This is a genomic window from Streptomyces sp. NPDC093221 (genome assembly GCF_044753885.1).
GTDB lineage: Bacteria > Actinomycetota > Actinomycetes > Streptomycetales > Streptomycetaceae > Actinacidiphila.
In genome coordinates this window covers 367,787-383,331 of the sequence record NZ_JBIVOA010000001.1, presented here as the reverse complement: position 1 = coordinate 383,331, position 15,545 = coordinate 367,787, and the positions used below count along the sequence as shown (strand labels likewise).

General features: G+C 73.6%; 8 protein-coding genes and 2 pseudogenes. 3 read left to right on the top strand and 7 right to left on the bottom strand.

Annotated elements, in window-relative coordinates; all coding sequences use genetic code 11:
• Positions 1–14: 14 nt before the first annotated feature.
• From ACIQCJ_RS01725 to ACIQCJ_RS01705, 5 genes are all read right to left on the bottom strand, one after another.
• Positions 15–2,717, bottom strand: a complete 2,703-nt coding sequence (locus ACIQCJ_RS01725) for a PA14 domain-containing protein (protein ID WP_402710376.1) — start codon at positions 2,715–2,717, stop codon at positions 15–17.
• 434 nt (positions 2,718–3,151) lie between these two features.
• Entirely contained in the window at positions 3,152–5,725 is a 2,574-nt protein-coding gene (gene pepN / locus ACIQCJ_RS01720; RefSeq protein ID WP_402710375.1) for an aminopeptidase N, read from the bottom strand.
• 210 nt (positions 5,726–5,935) lie between these two features.
• On the bottom strand, positions 5,936–6,415 hold the full coding sequence (locus ACIQCJ_RS01715; RefSeq protein WP_402710842.1) for a DinB family protein: 480 nt from the start codon (positions 6,413–6,415) through the stop codon (positions 5,936–5,938).
• A 245-nt stretch (positions 6,416–6,660) separates the two neighbouring features.
• On the bottom strand, positions 6,661–10,698 hold the full coding sequence (locus tag ACIQCJ_RS01710) for a hypothetical protein (protein WP_402710374.1): 4,038 nt from the start codon (positions 10,696–10,698) through the stop codon (positions 6,661–6,663).
• Positions 10,695–11,276, bottom strand: coding sequence for a hypothetical protein (locus ACIQCJ_RS01705; RefSeq protein ID WP_402710373.1), 582 nt, complete (start codon positions 11,274–11,276; stop codon positions 10,695–10,697). The genes ACIQCJ_RS01710 and ACIQCJ_RS01705 overlap by 4 nt, the downstream gene beginning before the upstream one ends.
• 103 nt (positions 11,277–11,379) lie before the next feature.
• On the opposite strand from ACIQCJ_RS01705, the gene ACIQCJ_RS01700 reads away from it, so the two are divergent.
• Complete coding sequence (locus ACIQCJ_RS01700) at positions 11,380–11,961, top strand: tetratricopeptide repeat protein (RefSeq protein WP_402710372.1); 582 nt, start codon at positions 11,380–11,382, stop codon at positions 11,959–11,961.
• A 332-nt stretch (positions 11,962–12,293) separates the two neighbouring features.
• Here the strand turns inward: ACIQCJ_RS01700 and ACIQCJ_RS01695 are convergent, their stop codons facing one another.
• Complete coding sequence (locus ACIQCJ_RS01695) at positions 12,294–13,421, bottom strand: M20 family metallopeptidase (protein WP_402710370.1); 1,128 nt, start codon at positions 13,419–13,421, stop codon at positions 12,294–12,296.
• Positions 13,422–13,538: 117 nt separating this feature from the next.
• On the opposite strand from ACIQCJ_RS01695, the pseudogene ACIQCJ_RS01690 reads away from it, so the two are divergent.
• A pseudogene (locus ACIQCJ_RS01690) lies at positions 13,539–14,480 on the top strand (LysR family transcriptional regulator); the annotation flags it as partial.
• Positions 14,481–14,639: 159 nt separating this feature from the next.
• Here ACIQCJ_RS01690 and ACIQCJ_RS01685 read toward each other — a convergent pair.
• Positions 14,640–15,197 (bottom strand): annotated as a pseudogene (locus ACIQCJ_RS01685) (hypothetical protein); the annotation flags it as partial.
• Between ACIQCJ_RS01685 and ACIQCJ_RS01680 the strand changes: the two are divergent.
• Complete coding sequence (locus tag ACIQCJ_RS01680; RefSeq protein WP_402710369.1) at positions 15,119–15,544, top strand: hypothetical protein; 426 nt, start codon at positions 15,119–15,121, stop codon at positions 15,542–15,544. The pseudogene ACIQCJ_RS01685 and the gene ACIQCJ_RS01680 sit on opposite strands and share 79 nt — an antisense overlap.
• Position 15,545: the final 1 nt, after the last annotated feature.

The window sequence follows — 15,545 nt, the reverse complement described above, 5'->3', positions numbered from 1 at the left end:
GGGAGGGAGGGGGGTCAGCCGGTGGTGCCTGCCGCGGCGCCGGCGGCGATGAGCCTGCGGTTGATGTCGCGGACCGGGCCCGGTTGGACCTTGAGGACTTCGCGGTCGTACGTGATGAGGCCGTTCAACTCGCCCTCGACGTCGCTGATCTGGGTGTACACCGAGCCGGAGAGGTCGGTGGAGGCGTCGGGGACGAGAAGAGCGGTGTTGGCGACGTACGCCTTGGTGAGCTCCTCGATGGTGGGGACGTCACCGTAGTTCTGGCCGCCGGAGACACCGAGGATGTGGCCGGGGACGGTGAGGGAGTAGCCGCCGTGCTCGCCGTCGACGGCGGCGCGGGTGGCGTCGGGGGCCGGGGAGGCGGGACCGTGGTAGAGGTGGTAGTCGATCAGGTCACCTCGGCCCGAATCACCCTTGGAAGCGCAGCAGTTGACGCCGGAGGCGGGGTCGACCAGGCGGCTCGGGTCCTGTTCCTTGACCGAGTCGGCGAGGGCGCCGGTGGCTTCCTTGGTCTTCTCGCCCCAACCCTCGTTCGTCATGGTCCAGATGACGATGGACGGGCTGCTGATGTGCTGGTCGACGATCTCGTGGACCTGGCTGGTGAAGGCCGCGTCGCTGGCCGGGGTGGAGTCCGGGCCGGTGTTGCGGCTCGGCATGTCCTGCCAGACCATCAGGCCGAGCTTGTCCGCCCAGTAGTACCAGCGGGCGGGTTCGACCTTGATGTGCTTGCGCACCGCGTTGAAGCCGAGCTGCTTGTGCAGTTCGAGGTCGGACCTGAGGGCCGCGTCGGTCGGCGCGGTGTAGATGCCGTCGGGCCAGAACCCCTGGTCGAGGGTGGCCAGGACGAACGTCGGCTTCCCGTTGAGCTCGATCTTGTTCACGCCGCCGACCTTGCCGACCGAGATCGACCGCATCCCGAAGTAGGAGCCGACGGTGTCGATCGAGCGGCCGTTGGTGAGCGTGACCTGGAGGTTGTACAGGTACGGGTGGTCGGGGCTCCACAGCTCCGGGTGCGGTATGCGCAGCCGCAGTTCGGCGCCCGCGCGGCCGACGGCCGCGCCGACGGGCTTGTGGCCCGCGTACGCGACGGCGGCCACCAGCGAGGAGGACGACGTACCGGCCGCGGGACGCACCGTGACGGACAGCGTGCCGTCCTTCACATCCGGCGTCAGGACGAGGGAGTCGATGCTCGCGTCGGCCACCGGCTCCAGCCACACCGTCTGCCAGATTCCGGAGGTCGGGGTGTACCAGATGCCGCTGGGGCTGCGCGACTGCTTGCCGACGGGCGTGCCGTCGTCGGTGGTGTCCTTCACCTTCAGCAGGACGGTCTGCGGCCCGCCGCGGGTGAGCGCGTCGGTGACGTCGGCGGTGAACGCCTCGTATCCGCCCACGTGGTGGGCGACCTGGCGGCCGTTGACGTACACCCACGTCTCGTAGTCGACCGCGCCGAAGTTCAGGTGCAGGCGCTGGCCCGAGCCGATCCGCCAGTTGGCGGGTACGGAGAAGGTGCGCTGGTACAGCGACCAGTCGTGGTGCTCGGCGACGCCGGACAGCGGCGCCTCCATCGGGTACGGCACCAGGATCTTGCCGCTCAGCTTCGACGTGGGCAGCGGCGCGCTCTCCGAGGTGCCCTGGAACTGCCACGTCCCGTTGAGGTTCTGCCACTTGTCCCGCGTCAACTGCGGCCGGGGGTAGTCCGGGAGCACGTGGGACGGGTCGACGTCCTTGGCGTACTTGCTGGCGAAGTACCAGGTGGAGTTGTTGGTCGCCAGACCCGAGAAGAGCGGTACGGGACCGGCGGACGTCGTCAGGCCGCCGAGGCCGTCGTAGCTGATCCGCACATCGGAGTGCAGGGAGACCGGCGTGTCCGACTCCCCTGCCGTGAGCAGGAGTTGGGAGCTGTTCGCCGGGTTCACGGAGACGCCCGGCGTCCACCGGCCCGCGCCCGCGATCACCGCGAGGTGCTTGGTGATGTCGGACGGCACCGCGGTGACCGGGCCCGCCAACTGCACGGTGGCGGTCTTCCCCGAGGGGGCGACCACGGCGTTCACGTCGGACGGCGCGTAGCCGACCGGCAGATGCAGCGCCGCGTCCGGGATCGCCTGGCGGGCGATGCCGGGACCCGACCACTCCGTCTTGATGTACGCGCCGCCGTTGCCCTGGTTGTAGTCGAACGCCAACTGATGGGCGCCGGCGGTCAAGGTGACCGGCTCGGACGTCGTCTGCACGTCCCAGTCGGTCGTCCAGTGGTCGATCACGCTCGACCCGTCGAGCGACATCCGGAAGCCGTTGTCACCCTTGATGTAGAAGGTGTACGTGCCGTCGGCCGGGACGTCGAGCTGGCCCGTCCAGTGCACGGCGACGTTCTCCGTCGAGCCCGCGTAGCCGCGCAGCGTGGGGATCAGGTCGGGCACGTTCAAGGACGGCTCGACCGCGGTGCTGCTGTACTGCGCGAAGTCGAGCGAGGTGGCGTCGGTACTCAGGTAGTAGTCGCCGCGCAGACCTTGAGCGGTGTCGGCCGGAGCGGCGGACGCCCCGGCGGTGGACGAGGCCGGCGCGGCGGCCGGGGCCGCGCCCGCCGCGGCCGGGGACAGCAGCGCCGCGCCCAGTATCAGCGGCACCAGTGCGGTCAGCCGGGCCGTCCGGGACAGCCGGGACGACCCCGTGCTGCCCGCCGCTCGGCGGCTGTTCGTTGTGCGGGATATGCCTGATCTCACTGCGGATACACCTCTCCGTAAGAGAACTCGGCGTCCAGGAAGCGGGTGAGGACGTGCGGCTCCACGACAGCGCCTTGGGGGCCCTGCCGACTTTCCAACGTTAGAAACCTGGACCGGGAGCATGAAACCAGCAGGCTTCAGCGCCGTCCACCCTCCGCGCAAAGTTTGTGAAAAATCGAGCGGCCCGATCACACCAGGCACGGCTCACCACATGGGGCACAGGGGAGCCACGGGCGGTGCGGACTGCGAAGGCGCGCGGGCATACGAGGGCCGCACCGGAGTCCTCCGGCCCGGCACCTTCCCCGCCGGAGGCCGTCCCCGCGCGCCTCGCGGCTCTTTGCATCGTTAGAAAAAATGAGAAAAAGGCGCCGTTAAAGGGGGAAGCGGAACGCCGCCCTCAGGTCAGGGGCGGGCCGCGCTCGGCAGGGCCGCGCTCAGACCCGGTGCGCGAGGGCGCGGCGGAGGTCGTCCAGGCCGTCGGCGAGCTGGCGGCGCATGGACGGGACCAGATCGGTACGGGCGAGGCATTCCTCGGCCGCGCGTACGGTGTCGGCGTCGGCCGCACCGACCGGGAACAGCGCCCGGCTCAGCGCCTGGACCACCGCGCCGCCGAGCTCACCGGCCGCCGGAAGCCGCTCGAAGTACCTCTGTACGTAGGCTCGTTGGACCTCCGGCGCGCCCGAGCGCCAGAAGCCCTCGGCGGTCGCGACGAGCTGATGAATGGTCAGTTCGCCCGGGGCGAAGAGCAGGTGCCAGGCGCGTTCCTTGGCGGCGTCGTCCGGGAGCGCGGCGCGGGCCCGGGCCGCGCCCACCTCGCTGACGTTGCCGGGGTCGGCCGCCAGCTCGGCCGCGATCCGCTCCTCGTCGGCCGCCCCGGCCGCCGCCAGCCGGGCCAGCGCCGCCCAGCGCAGATCGGCGTCGAAGGCGATGCCGTCCGGCCCGTCGACACCCGCCAACCAGCCCTCAAGCTCGGCGAGTTGCGCGTCACCGGACGCGGTGGCGACGGCGGTGCGCAGGGCGGCCAGCCGCAGACCCCTGCCCGTGGCCGCGGCCGGGCGGGCCAGGACGGCACGGGCGGTGTCGCCGAGCCGGGCGAGCGCGGCGGGCCGGTCGGCGGGGGCGAGATAGCGGCCGATGACGTGGTCGGCGGCGAAGGCCAGCACCGCCTCGACGACGCAGTCCGAGGTCTCGCCCGGCAGGTGCGCGGCGACCAGGTCCAGATACGCGGCGGCCGATGTCTCGGCGCCGCGCGTCAGGTCGCGGAGGTGTTCCCACAGGACCGCGCGGGCCAGTTCGTCCGTGACGGCCGACAGCGAGGCGGCGACGGTGGCCGCGGAGTGCGCGTCCAGGCGCAGCCGCGCCCAGGTGAAGTCGCCGTCGTTGGGCAGCAGCAGGGCGGGGCGCGGGGCGCCTGCCAGTTCGGACAGCGGCGTACGGCCGCCCGGCGCGACCTGGACGTCCAACTGTCGGCGCGGGACGACCGCCGCGCCGTCCCGGTCGTACACGCCGACGCGTACGCGGTGCGGGCGGGTGCCGTCGTTGACGAGGACGGCGGAGGTCAGGACGCCGGGCGCCGTATCCACGTCGGCCTCGGCCTCAGGCTCGACGTCGGCCTCGGCTTTGACATCGGCCTCGGCCTCGGCCTCGACCTCGATGCGCAGCGTGTCCACGCCGGTCGTCCGCAGCCAGGCGTCGGCCCAGCCGGACACGTCCGGTCCCTGTGCGCCCGCCGGGCCGGCGGGGAGGGCGAGCGCGGCGAGGAAGTCCCGGAGATCCGCGTTGCCCCAACGGTGCGCGGCGAAGTACCTGTTGAGCCCGGCGAAGAACGCCTCATCGCCCATCCAGTGCACGAGTTGGTGCAGTGCGGAGGCGCCCTTGGCGTACGAGATGCCGTCGAACGCGGACAGCGCCTCGGCCGCGGACTCCGCTCCGGTGGCGGCGACCGGGTGGGTGGTGGGGCGCTCGTCGGCGTCGTAACCCCAGCTCTTGCGGCGGGAGAAGAGCGTCCAGGCGCTGTCGTAGCGCGTGGACTCCGCGGCGATACGGTAGCCGAGCACCTCGGCGAAGGACTCGTTGAGCCATACGTCCTCCCACCAGGCCAGGGTGACGAGGTTGCCGAACCACATGTGGGACATCTCGTGGCACACCACGACGGCCCGCAGCGCGCGCTGCGTGTCGGTCGGCGCGGACCGGAACAGCATCTCGTCCTGGAAGAGGACACAGGCCGGATTCTCCATCGCGGCCCAGTTGAGCTCGGGCATGAACACCTGGTCGTAGCCGCCGAAGGGGTAGCGCTCCTCGAAGAGCCCGTGCAGCCGGTCGAAGCTCGCTCGGGTCACCGCGAACAAGTCCGGTGCCTCGCGGTCGAGTTCGGCGGCGAGCGAGCGGCGCGCGTACAAGCCGAGCGGGATGCCGTCGTGTTCGGCGCGGACCGCGTACAGCGGCCCGGCGGCCACGGCGACCAGGTAGCAGGAGATCGGGCCGACCGGCGCGATCTCCCAGCGGCCGTCCTCGAGTGGGGACGACGCGCCGTTGCCGACCACCGTCCAGCCCTCGGGCGCGGTCACGGTGAAGGTGAACGGCGCCTTCAGGTCCGGCTGGTCGAAGCAGGCGAAGAGCTTCGAGGCCAGGTCGGGCGCGCACGCCGAGTACACGTAGACGGCACCGTCCGCCGGGTCGGTGAAGCGGTGCAGCCCTTCCGCCGTACGCGAGTACGCCATGTCGGCCTCGACCAGCAGCTCGTTGTCCGCCGCCAGGTCCGCCAACTCCAGCCTGTTGTCGACGTGTCGCGCGAGGTCGAGCGGCCTGCCGTTCAACTCGGCGCGCAGCAGCGTCTCCGGCTGGATCTCCACGAAGGTCGACGCGCCCGGCTCCGCGCAGCCGAACCGGATCGTGGTCGTACTGCGGAAGAGACGGTCGCCGCGCGTGACGTCCAGGGCCACGGCGTACGACCGTACGTCGAGCAGGGCGGCGCGGGCTGCGGCTTCGGTGCGGAGGAGGGATCCCATCTACGGCATGCTGTCCCAGGTCCGCACGGCGGACAACAGATGTGGGGGCGGTGCGGTTGCGCCGAGCGCGAAGCCGGGGCGGCCCCGAGGCAGACCCCCACGGCCCGAACCCCCGTACCGCGCGCGGGCCCGTACTCCCGTTGTCCGCGTACTGCCGTTGTCCGCGTACTCCCGTTGTTGTCCCCGTTGTCCCCGTACCTCGTACGCCGCTCAGCCCATGGTCTTGGCGCCGTCCAACGACTCGCGGATGATGTCCGCGTGACCGGCGTGCTGGGCGGTCTCGGCGATGAGGTGCAGCAGCACCCGCCGCGCCGACCAGAGAGCGCCCGGCTCGAACCAGGGTGCCTTCGGGAGCGGTTGGGAGGCGTCCAAGTCGGGCAGTGCCGCGACCAGTTCGTCGGTCATGCGGGCCTGCTCCTCGTACTCCTCCAGCACCCCGGCCAGTGTCTCGCCGGGCAGCAGACGGAATTCGTCGGTCCGCCGCTGCCAGTCGGCCTCGGTCATGGCCGTCGCGTCCCCGATCGCCGACGGGCCCGCCACGATGAAGTCCGTCCAGGCCCGTTCGCCTCCGGTCAGGTGCTTGATCAGGCCGCCCAGACACAGTTCGCTGACGGTCGTCCGCTGCCGCGCCTGCTCGTCCGTGAGGCCCCGCGTGGTGACGCGCAGGAAGTACCGGTGCTGGGCGAGCATCGCCAGCAGGTCCGCCCGCTCATCGGTGACGGCCCCGGCGGCCTCCTCCGCAGCCTTCGCCGCCGTGCTCTCCGCCGTGCTCTCCGCCGCGTCCACCGTCATGGTCTCGCTCATGATCCACGCCCTTCGCAGTGCTGCTCGGTCCCCCGTTGATCACCACCCTAGGAGCCGTTGCGGTCAGCTTCTGTCCGCGATGACGCGTCTCCGTCCGTTCGGTGTTCGCGCTGGTCAGAGCCCGTTCAGCGCTAGATCATGCCGGGGCGGGGCCGGGCGCCGAGGGTGTGGGCGAGGCGGAGGAGGTCGCGGTGGCGGGGGTCGGCGGCGGTCGCGCGGGCGAGGACGTCGAGCTGCGGGGCGTCGAGGGCGGCGAGGGGGCGCTGGAGGAGCGCGCCGGGGTGCTGGAGGTCGTGGACCCTGCTGATCCAGTCGAAGGAGCGGCGGCGCGCCGGGGCCGTGACATCGAGCTGGCCGTAGTAGACGACGTGGCGCCCGCCGGGTGAGGTGATCACGGCCTTGAGGTGGCCGGGGTCGCCGACGAAGGCGGCCGGGGCGGCGACCGGTGCGAGACCGTCGGCCGGGTCGAAGAAGTGCACGCGGTCCTCGGAGCCCGCCTGGCCGCCGGTCACGCCCCACTGCGGCACGGCGAAGAGTCCGGACAGCCGTACGGTGTCGCGGTGGGCGACCGGCGTCAGCTCGGTGCCGTCCAACTGCCAGACCATCAGGCCGCCTTGGCGCCCCGCCGTCATGAGCAGGTCGTCGTCGGCGAAGACCAGCTCCGACACCGGCGCGTGGTACCGGGGCACGGCGCCCACGGCCAACACCCTGCTGAGCGTGGCGTCGGTGGCGATGATCCGGCCGCCGTCGGACAGGACGAGGCGGTCGCCACGGGGCGTCACCGCCATCCGGTTGTCGTAACCGAGGCCCCACGCCTCCAGGTTGACCTGTTCGAGCCGACCGTTGGGGCCGAGCGTGAGCGCCGCGGGATAGAGCGCGAGGGTGGCCACGCAGCCGCGGGCGGTGGAAGCCAGCCGCGTTCCCAGGAGTTGGGTGCCCTGCGCGAGGACCGTCGTGCCGTCCGGGCCGTGGCGGACGAGCTCCGTGCCCGCGTCGCGTCCGGCCCGCCGCCGGACCGCGATCACCTCGGTGGCGCTCAGGCAGGCCAGGGTGCTGTGGCAGGCGGGGCCTTCGTACAGGACGGTCCGCCGGGCGCGGTCGAGTCCCGCCTCCGGGCCGGACTCCGGTCCCGAGCCGAGGTGCTTCCGTCCCGAGCCGAGGTGCTTCCGTCCTGAGCCGAGGTGCTCCGGCCCCGAGCCGAGGTGCTCCGGCCCTGAGGCGAGGTGCTTCCGTCCCGAGCCGAGGTCGAGGGTCTCGATCCGCTCGGTCGCCTCCGCGTCCCCCCGCTCCGGCACGTAGTCGATCGGGACCAGGGCCAGGACGTCGCCGCCGTGGGAGAAGGCGGAGAACGAGGGCGAGAAAAAGGTCAGGTCGTCGGGCAGCGGGCGGGTGGCGGCCTTCGCGGCCTCGGCGATCAGCGCCTCGGCCTTGCGGGGCGAGGTCTCGCGCAGCCAGGCCAGCAGCTCCTGGTCCGAGCGGGACGCGGGCAGCCAGCCGCGCCGGGGAACGCGGCGCGCCAGCCGTACCGCCTCGGCCAGGGGCGCGGCGCAGATCCGTTCCCAGTACGCGGGCCAGTCCCGCGCGTCCGCGAGCCGCGCCGCCTCCGCGCCGAATGCGGCGGCTGGCGGGGACGGCCGGGGCAGGAACTCCGGCTGCCAGCCGTGCACGGTGACGGTAACGCCCGGGACCGTGTACGTATCCCTCAGCTCGACGCGCCGGGAGCGGGCGTCGGCCTCCGGGTCCTGCGCCAGGCCCGCCGACCGCCGCGCGTCGTTCTGCGCGTGCAACGCGCCCACCAGCTCCATCTCGTAGGTGGCGGGCGCCTTTTCGACGAGCCGCCGCAGGATCACGATCGCCTCCTCGCCCACCTCCATGGCTTCGCGGGGGCGGCGCGCGTCGAGGAGGGCGGAGTGCAGCAGCCTCAGCGAGGTGACACAAGCCTCCTCGTAGTGCCGGGAGTTGGCCCGGGCGAGGCGGCGGTTGATCGCGGCCACCTCCTCCGCCACCTCGACGGCCTCGTCGTGCCGTCCCTCGGCGGTCAGTTGCCGCCCCAGCAGGGACAGCGACCTGCCGAGCGGCGTGTCCTCGACCTGCTCGCCCCCGGCCACCAACTCCCGGCTCAGGGCGACCCCTTCGCGCAGCGCGTCGGCGCCCGCCGGGGGACGGAAGGTCAGCGTCGCGCCGTTGACCAGGGCGATGGCCAGCCCCCTGCGGTACGACGGATCGCGCGCGGCGACGGTCCGATACGTGCGCGTGGCCCGCTCGTTGGCGCGGTACGCGTCCTCCCAGCGACCGGCCGCCTCCAGCCGCGTACTGAGATTGGCCAGCGCGGTGGCCAGGTGGGGGGTGTACGCGGACACGTAGTCCGTCACCGGAGCGGACGCGTCATCGGGCCGGTCCTCGGCGACCAGCCGCTCGAAGAGGTCCACAACCCGCTGCTGCGTGCTCAGCGACTCCTCCAACCGGCCCAGCGAGACGAGGTGGTTGGCGACATTGGTCAGGGCGCGGCCGACGTGCTCCTCGTACCGCCGGGGGTCGGTCGCGGCCAGCTCGGCGAAGAGGTCCGCGCCGCGCCGCGTGGCCCGCAGCGCCTCCTCCGTACGGCCCAGGTCGTCCAGGTTGTTGCCGTGGTTGACGTGCAGCCTGGCTCGCGCGTCCACGTCGTCCGCCGCCGCCAGCCGGTGCTCGAACAGCCGTACCAGCAGCGCCGCCCGACCCACCGTCAGGTCCGCGGGCACCGGTTCCGGCAGCTCGGCGGCGACGCCTTCGAGGAGGTCGGGCCCGATGTCCGGCAGACCGGCCAGGGCGGTGAGCGCGGCGCCCCCGGCCGCGACGCCCAGCGCGGGCTCGGCGGCCAACAGCGGGTAGAGGCACGTGCGTCCGACGTGCGGCCAGCGGCCCGCGGCCGTGGCGAGCGCCGTGACCGGCCGGGCGGGACCGCCGCAGCGGCGCAGTACGGTCGCCGCCGTTTCCGGGGCCCAGGGCTGCGCGGGGTAGTCGGCCGGGTGGCCCGGCAGCGTGAGGGCGACGAAGTCCTCTGCCAGGCGGTCGGGATAGAGCGGTTCGAGTACGGTGTCGGCCGCTTCCTCGGGCGGCGGGTAGCACACCGCGTGATCGGCGAGGACGGTCGGCGGCGGGTGGCCGAGGCGTAACTCGTCCACCAGGAGCGTGCCGCGGGCGGTGGGCTGCGCGCCGCCCAGCGAGGCGGCGAAGACCACCTGGTTCATCACCGCGGGCGGGACGGTGAGGCGGCCCGGTGTCCCGTGCAGCAGCGTCCAGCCCAACTGCTCGCGGTCGAGGAGGTAGACGGTCAGTCCGGCCAGGTCCTCCGGGGCGCGGCGGCCGGTGGCCTCGGCGTCCACCGCCACGAGCGCGGCCATGTGGACGGCGAGGGTCAGGCCGAAGTCGGGCGGCCGTAAGTCGGGTTGGCGGTCCGGCGGGGGGATGCCGTAACGGGCGGCGAAGCCGTCGCGCGCCGCGCGGAACATCGGGCCGCGGTCGTCGCGGCGCGGGTCACCGGCCCGGCGCCGGAAGCCCTCCTCCATGTCCAACGGGCCCAACGCCTGCGTGGAGACGTCGACTTGCTCATTGCTCAGGGCGGCGCGCAGCGCGGGCCAGGGGTCGGTGCTCCGCGCCAGGAGCAGGACGCGGGTCGGCACGTCCGGCCGGTGCAGCAGCGCGTTGCTGAACAGCCACGTCAGGCTGGTCAGCGCCCAGCGGTCGGCGTAGTCGACCAGGAGCAGCAGTCCCGCCGCGTCGTCCAGCCGCAGATCCTGGCTGCCCTGCGGCGGAAGTACGGTGCCCGGTCCCTCGACCGCGGTGACCACTTTCCAGCCCTGCTCGGCGAGTTGCCCCGCGAGCTGCTGGGCGAGGCGGGTCTTGCCCTGGCCGCCGGGCGCGTGCAGCCAGCGGGCCGCGCGCCGGGGGCCGTCCGCGCACCAGGCGTGCAGGGAGGCCAGTTCGGTGTCGCGGCCGGTGAAGGGGGCCACGGCGTAACGGGCGTTGAGCATCCGGCTGGGCTGCTGGGCCAGCCACTCAGCCGCGGGCTCCGGGGCCGGGGACCACTGCCTGAGGAGGTAGAGGGGGGTGCCGTCGCCGAAGACGTGGATGTCCGCGCCGATGGCGCCGTAGGCGAAGCCGCCGACCGCGGTGACATTCTGGCTGGTCACGTCATGGGTCCGCCGTCGCGGCGGGCACCGGGTGCCTGGCCGTCGGGCGCTGGGGCGTCGGGCGATGGGGCGTCGGGCGTCGGGGTGACGGGGTCGGCGCTCGGGGTCACGGGGCTCGGGGCCACGCCTCCGGCGCTCGGGGTGACGGGGCCCGCCGCCGGGGCCTCGTGGATGATCACGTTGCCGTTCTGGACGCCGAAGGCGCGGGCGTTGTCGTGTGCCTCGACGTTCTGGTGGTACCGCACCCACTGCTGCTCGGAACCCGGCAGCTCGGCCTCCAGCCGTACCGTCAACTCCCGAATGGCCTCGGCCGCCTCGGGGTTGTCCCGCAGGAACTGCTCCAGGCGCAGCCGCCAGCCCGGCTGCAAGCTCTCCCTGGCCGCCCCCGCGTCGTCCGCCGCCACCACCAGCGCGGCCTCGCTGTCCAACTGCGCCGCCAGCGCGGCCGGTTCGTGCTCGCCTCCGCGACGCAGCACCCGCAGGATTCCCGTACGCGCCGTCTGCCAGGCGTCCGTGGCCATCGCGGCGACCAGCGTCGTGGACGCGGCTGCGGCAAGCGTCGCCAGGGATTCGATCATCGGCTTCCTTCCGCGGCGTGGCCAGGTGCTTCCATCGTGCCACCGAACCGCCCGGCCGTTAGGCTTGTTGGTCACGCCCGCGCGGCGAGGGAGGGGGGCAGCCATGGGGAACGGCTCGACCCGCAGGCGGCTGCACCGGCAGGTCCGTACGGCCCGCGCCCTGTTCGACGAGGGCGCCCTCGAAGAGGCCGAAGCGCTGCTCCGCAGCCTCATGCCCGACTGCGACGACGCCTTCGGCGGCGACCACCGCGAGTCGATCGGCCTCCGCAATCTGCTGGGCTCCGTCCTCTACCAGCAGGGCAAGCTCGGCGCCTCCGCCGCCCTGCACGGCGAGGCCATGGCCCGCGCCGCCCGCGTCCTCGGGTCCGACGACCCCGCCACGCTCGGTTACGCCCACAACTACGGTGCGGCCCTGGCTGTCCAGGGCCGCACCTCCGACGCCGTCTCCGTCCTCGACGACACCCTCCAGCGCCGCGTCCGCCGCCTCGGCGACGCCCACGAGGACACCCTGACCACCGCCAACACCCTCGGCGCCACGCTCTTCACCGCCGGTGCCCGCTCCGACGGCCTCACCCTCCTCCGCCGAGCCCACGCCTCCGCCCAACGCCTCCCCCCGAGCCATCCGCTCCGCGAGGACATCGCCCGCAATCTGGCGATCGCCCAACGCAACACGGGCAGTTGGTAGCAGCCTCCCCGCACGAACCGAGAGAGGCCCCTCGGCGGCCCGGCCCGGCGTCCGTCCCCGCGCATGCGGGGAGCCGTGGACGGTACCGAACCAGCCGTCACGCAGCTCAGGGCCATCCCCGCCTGTGCGGGGCGCAGTTCACGTCGATCAGCGCGATCTCCTGGATCACGGGGCCATCCCCGCGCGGGCGGGGAACAGGTCACGTCACGGGCCGTCGACTGGACCGAGGAGGGGCCATCCCCGCTCGTGGCCACGTAGAGCGTACGGCTGCGGCAGCCGGGCGGGGGGCGGTGTGCCGTCCGTGGAGGCCGCGCGGGACGGCGGCGCCGGGGTCAGGGGTGGAGGGTGCGGGTGACGAGGGCGGCGAGGAGGCGGGCTCGGGGGATGAGTTCGGAGGTGAGGACGTGTTCGGTGGGGGCGTGGGCGCCGGTGCCGACGGCGCCCAGACCGTCTAGCGTGGGGCAGCCGACGGCGGCCGTGTAGTTGCCGTCTGACGCGCCGCCGACGGGGAGGCCGCGCAGTGGGGGGCGGCCCGAGGCGGCGGTGAGGGCGGCGGCGAGCGCGAAGAGGTCGGCGGAGGAGGCGGGTTCCATCGGGGGGCGGCGGGGGCCGCCGCGAAGGGAGAGCCGGGCGCCGGGGGTACGGGCGGTGAGGCCGCGCATGAGGACGTCGATACGGTCCTGCGCGGCACGCGTCGGCGCGCGGACGTCGACGGAGACGACGGCCTGGGCCGGAACGGTGTTACGGGTGCTGCCCGCCGACAGCAGGGTGGGGGTGACGCTCGACGTGCCCAACTCCGATTCCCGCGCCGCCAATTCGGCCAGCGCCAGCACCTGGTGAGCGGCCTCGACCGCCGCGTTGACCCCCTTCTCCGGCTCCAGTCCCGCGTGCGCGGCGCGGCCGTGCACCACCACCTCGTAGCGTGACGTCCCTTTGCGCGCCGTCTTGAGCGCGCCGGTCCCGTCCGCCGACGCCTCGAGGACGAAGGCCGCCGCGCACCCCCGCGCGGTCTCCTCGATCAGCGCGCGGGAGGTCGGGGAGCCGACCTCCTCGTCACCGTTGACCAGCACGCAGACGCCGTCGAGGGACGGCAGCGAGGCGAGCGCGTGGAACATCTGCACCAGCCCGGCCTTCATGTCCAGGACGCCGGGGCCGCGCGCGATCCCGTCCGTCACCGACCAGGGGTGGGTGGCGAGCGTGCCGGCCGGCCAGACGGTGTCGTGGTGCCCGACGAGCAGGACGCGCGGAGTGCCGAAGGCCCACCGCAGGTGCGGTACGCCGTCGCTCACGATCGTCTCCGGCTCGGCGCCGAGCAGGCGGGCGCCCAGCGCGCCGACCACGTCGGCGCTGCGCGCGAGTGCGACGTGGTCGGCGGAGAAGGACTCGCAGACGACCAGCTCCTCAAGGTCGGACAGCATCTCGCGCAAGGAGAAAGGGGGTTCGGACTTCGGCTGCGCCATGGCGACTCCCGCGTCAGAGGGATCGGGCTCAGGTCCGGTCGTACCAGGCCCCGTTCGGTCCCTTCGACGGTAGGAACCCCCGCCCCATTCCACCAGCGACTACATTTCATGTGACCCATGCAGAGAGGGAATGGCGTGCGCGACACCTTCGGTACGGACGCGCTGCGGCTGCTGCTCGCCGTCGCGGACACCGGCTCCTTCACCGCCGCCGCGCAGCGGCTCGCCTACACGCAGTCCGCCGTCTCCCGCCGCATCGCCGCGCTCGAACGGCAGGCGGGCGGACCGCTGTTCGTCCGTCTGCCGCGAGGCGTACGGCTGACGCCCGCAGGAGCGGCCCTGCACCGGCACGCCACCGAGGTGCTGGACCGACTGGCCCGCGCGGAAGCCGAGTTGGCCGCCATCCACGCGGGCCGGGGCGGCACCCTGCGCGTCGGCGCCTTCGCCACCGCGAACATCGCCCTCGTACCGGCCGCGCTGCGTGCCTTCACCCGCGCGCGTCCCGAGGTCGAGATCGTCGCGGTCGAGGGCCGCAGCGACGCGCTCGTCCAGCGCCTCGCGGACGGCGCGCTCGACATCGCCGTGGTCAGCGACTACCCGTCGGGCCTGCCGTCGGCCGAGGGCGTCACGACGGACGCGCTGCTGGCGGACGAGCTGTACGTGGGTCTGCCGCGCGACCACCGGCTGGCCGCGAGCGCGGATCCGGTCCACCTCGGCGACCTGCGCGACGAGTCCTGGATTCAGGACGCGCCCGCCGGAGGGCACCCGGTCCTCCTGCTCGACGCCTGCGCGCAGGCGGGCTTCGCGCCGCGCAAGCTGATCCGCGTCGCCGAGTGGAGCGGGAAATTCGGCTACGTCGCCGCCGGGCTCGGTGTCGCCCTCGTGCCCTCCCTCGCGCTGTGGGCCGTCCCGCCCGACCTCGCCCTCCGCCCCCTGGCGCCCCCGTTCCCCCGCCGCACCGTCCACACCGCGCTTCCCCCGTCCCCCCTCCCCTCGGCCCGGCTCCTGGCGGACCTCCTCCGGGCGGCGGCCCGCCCCGCGACCCGGACGGGCGGACCGGGCCGAGTACGAACGCCCGCTCCCGGCAGCCCTGTTGACGGCGGCGTCGAGCGCGCCGAAGTCCAGGCCGTGTGCCATCCCGAAGTACGGTCCTTCGCCGCGCAGTTCAGCGGCGGCCCGCCGGGCGGCACCGCAGGCGGCCTGGGCCAGGGCGGTGCCGACGCTGATCCGACGGACGCCGACGGCGGAGAAGTCGGCCCCTGACGGCGAGCCGGGACCGGCCATGACGTAGACGGGCAGCGGGCTGTCGCGGACGAGGGCCGCCACGGCGGGCAGGTCGACGAGGCCGGGGACGAAGATGCTGTCGGCGTCGGGCTTCGGCGTACGCCGCCCGCCGCGAGGGAGTCCTCCAGGGTGACGCCGACGGCTCCGGCGACATCCGGACACGCTGCCACGCGCCCCGGAACGGGCCGCGTCCGGGCGGAATGGCTGACGTCCAGCCGGAACGGCTGACGTCCAACCGGAACGGGCGGCGTCCAGCCGGAACGGGCGGCGGAAGCGGATCGGAAGCGGTCCGGTTCTGGCCGGGGAAGCGGCGGCACTGGTCGCATCTGAGGTGTCAACAGCCCTTCCGCGCAGGCGCGTACGCCAGCGTGCCGCGCGGGATCGGGCGCACACCGCACCGACCGTTGGAGTGGTCCATGAGCGACCCCGGCCTGCCGTCCCCCGACCCGAATCCGTACTCGTATCCCAGATCCGCCGACCTGCCGGTGCCGCCATCGGCGCCGCCGTCCACACCGCCGTCCACACCGCCGTCCGCACCCGTACCCGTACGGGCCTCCGAACCGGCCTCCGTACCGGCGCAGTTCCCCGCGCACGTGTCCGCGCCCGGTCCGACGCCGTACCGGCACGTGGGCCTGATACCGAGCGCCGGGCCCGCGCGCGGGTGGGGGCTGGTCGTCGCCGCCGCGCCCCTGCTGCTGATCGCGCTGATCGCCCTCGTCGCCGGCTCGGCGCTGCACCCGACGAGCGGCCTTACCTCCGGTGCGCGCACCGGCGTCAGCTCCGCCCACGGCGCGCCCGCGCACCGCCTCGCCGCCGACGACCTGTTGAGAGCGGAGCGCTGAG

Coding starts and splice junctions, on each gene's coding strand:
- pepN (WP_402710375.1), bottom strand. CDS start 5,725: ATGGGATCCCTCCTCCGCACCGAAGCCGCAGCCCGCGCCGCCCTGCTC.
- ACIQCJ_RS01715 (WP_402710842.1), bottom strand. CDS start 6,415: ATGCTCGCCCAGCACCGGTACTTCCTGCGCGTCACCACGCGGGGCCTC.
- ACIQCJ_RS01705 (WP_402710373.1), bottom strand. CDS start 11,276: ATGATCGAATCCCTGGCGACGCTTGCCGCAGCCGCGTCCACGACGCTG.
- ACIQCJ_RS01700 (WP_402710372.1), top strand. CDS start 11,380: ATGGGGAACGGCTCGACCCGCAGGCGGCTGCACCGGCAGGTCCGTACG.
- ACIQCJ_RS01695 (WP_402710370.1), bottom strand. CDS start 13,421: ATGGCGCAGCCGAAGTCCGAACCCCCTTTCTCCTTGCGCGAGATGCTG.
- ACIQCJ_RS01680 (WP_402710369.1), top strand. CDS start 15,119: ATGAGCGACCCCGGCCTGCCGTCCCCCGACCCGAATCCGTACTCGTAT.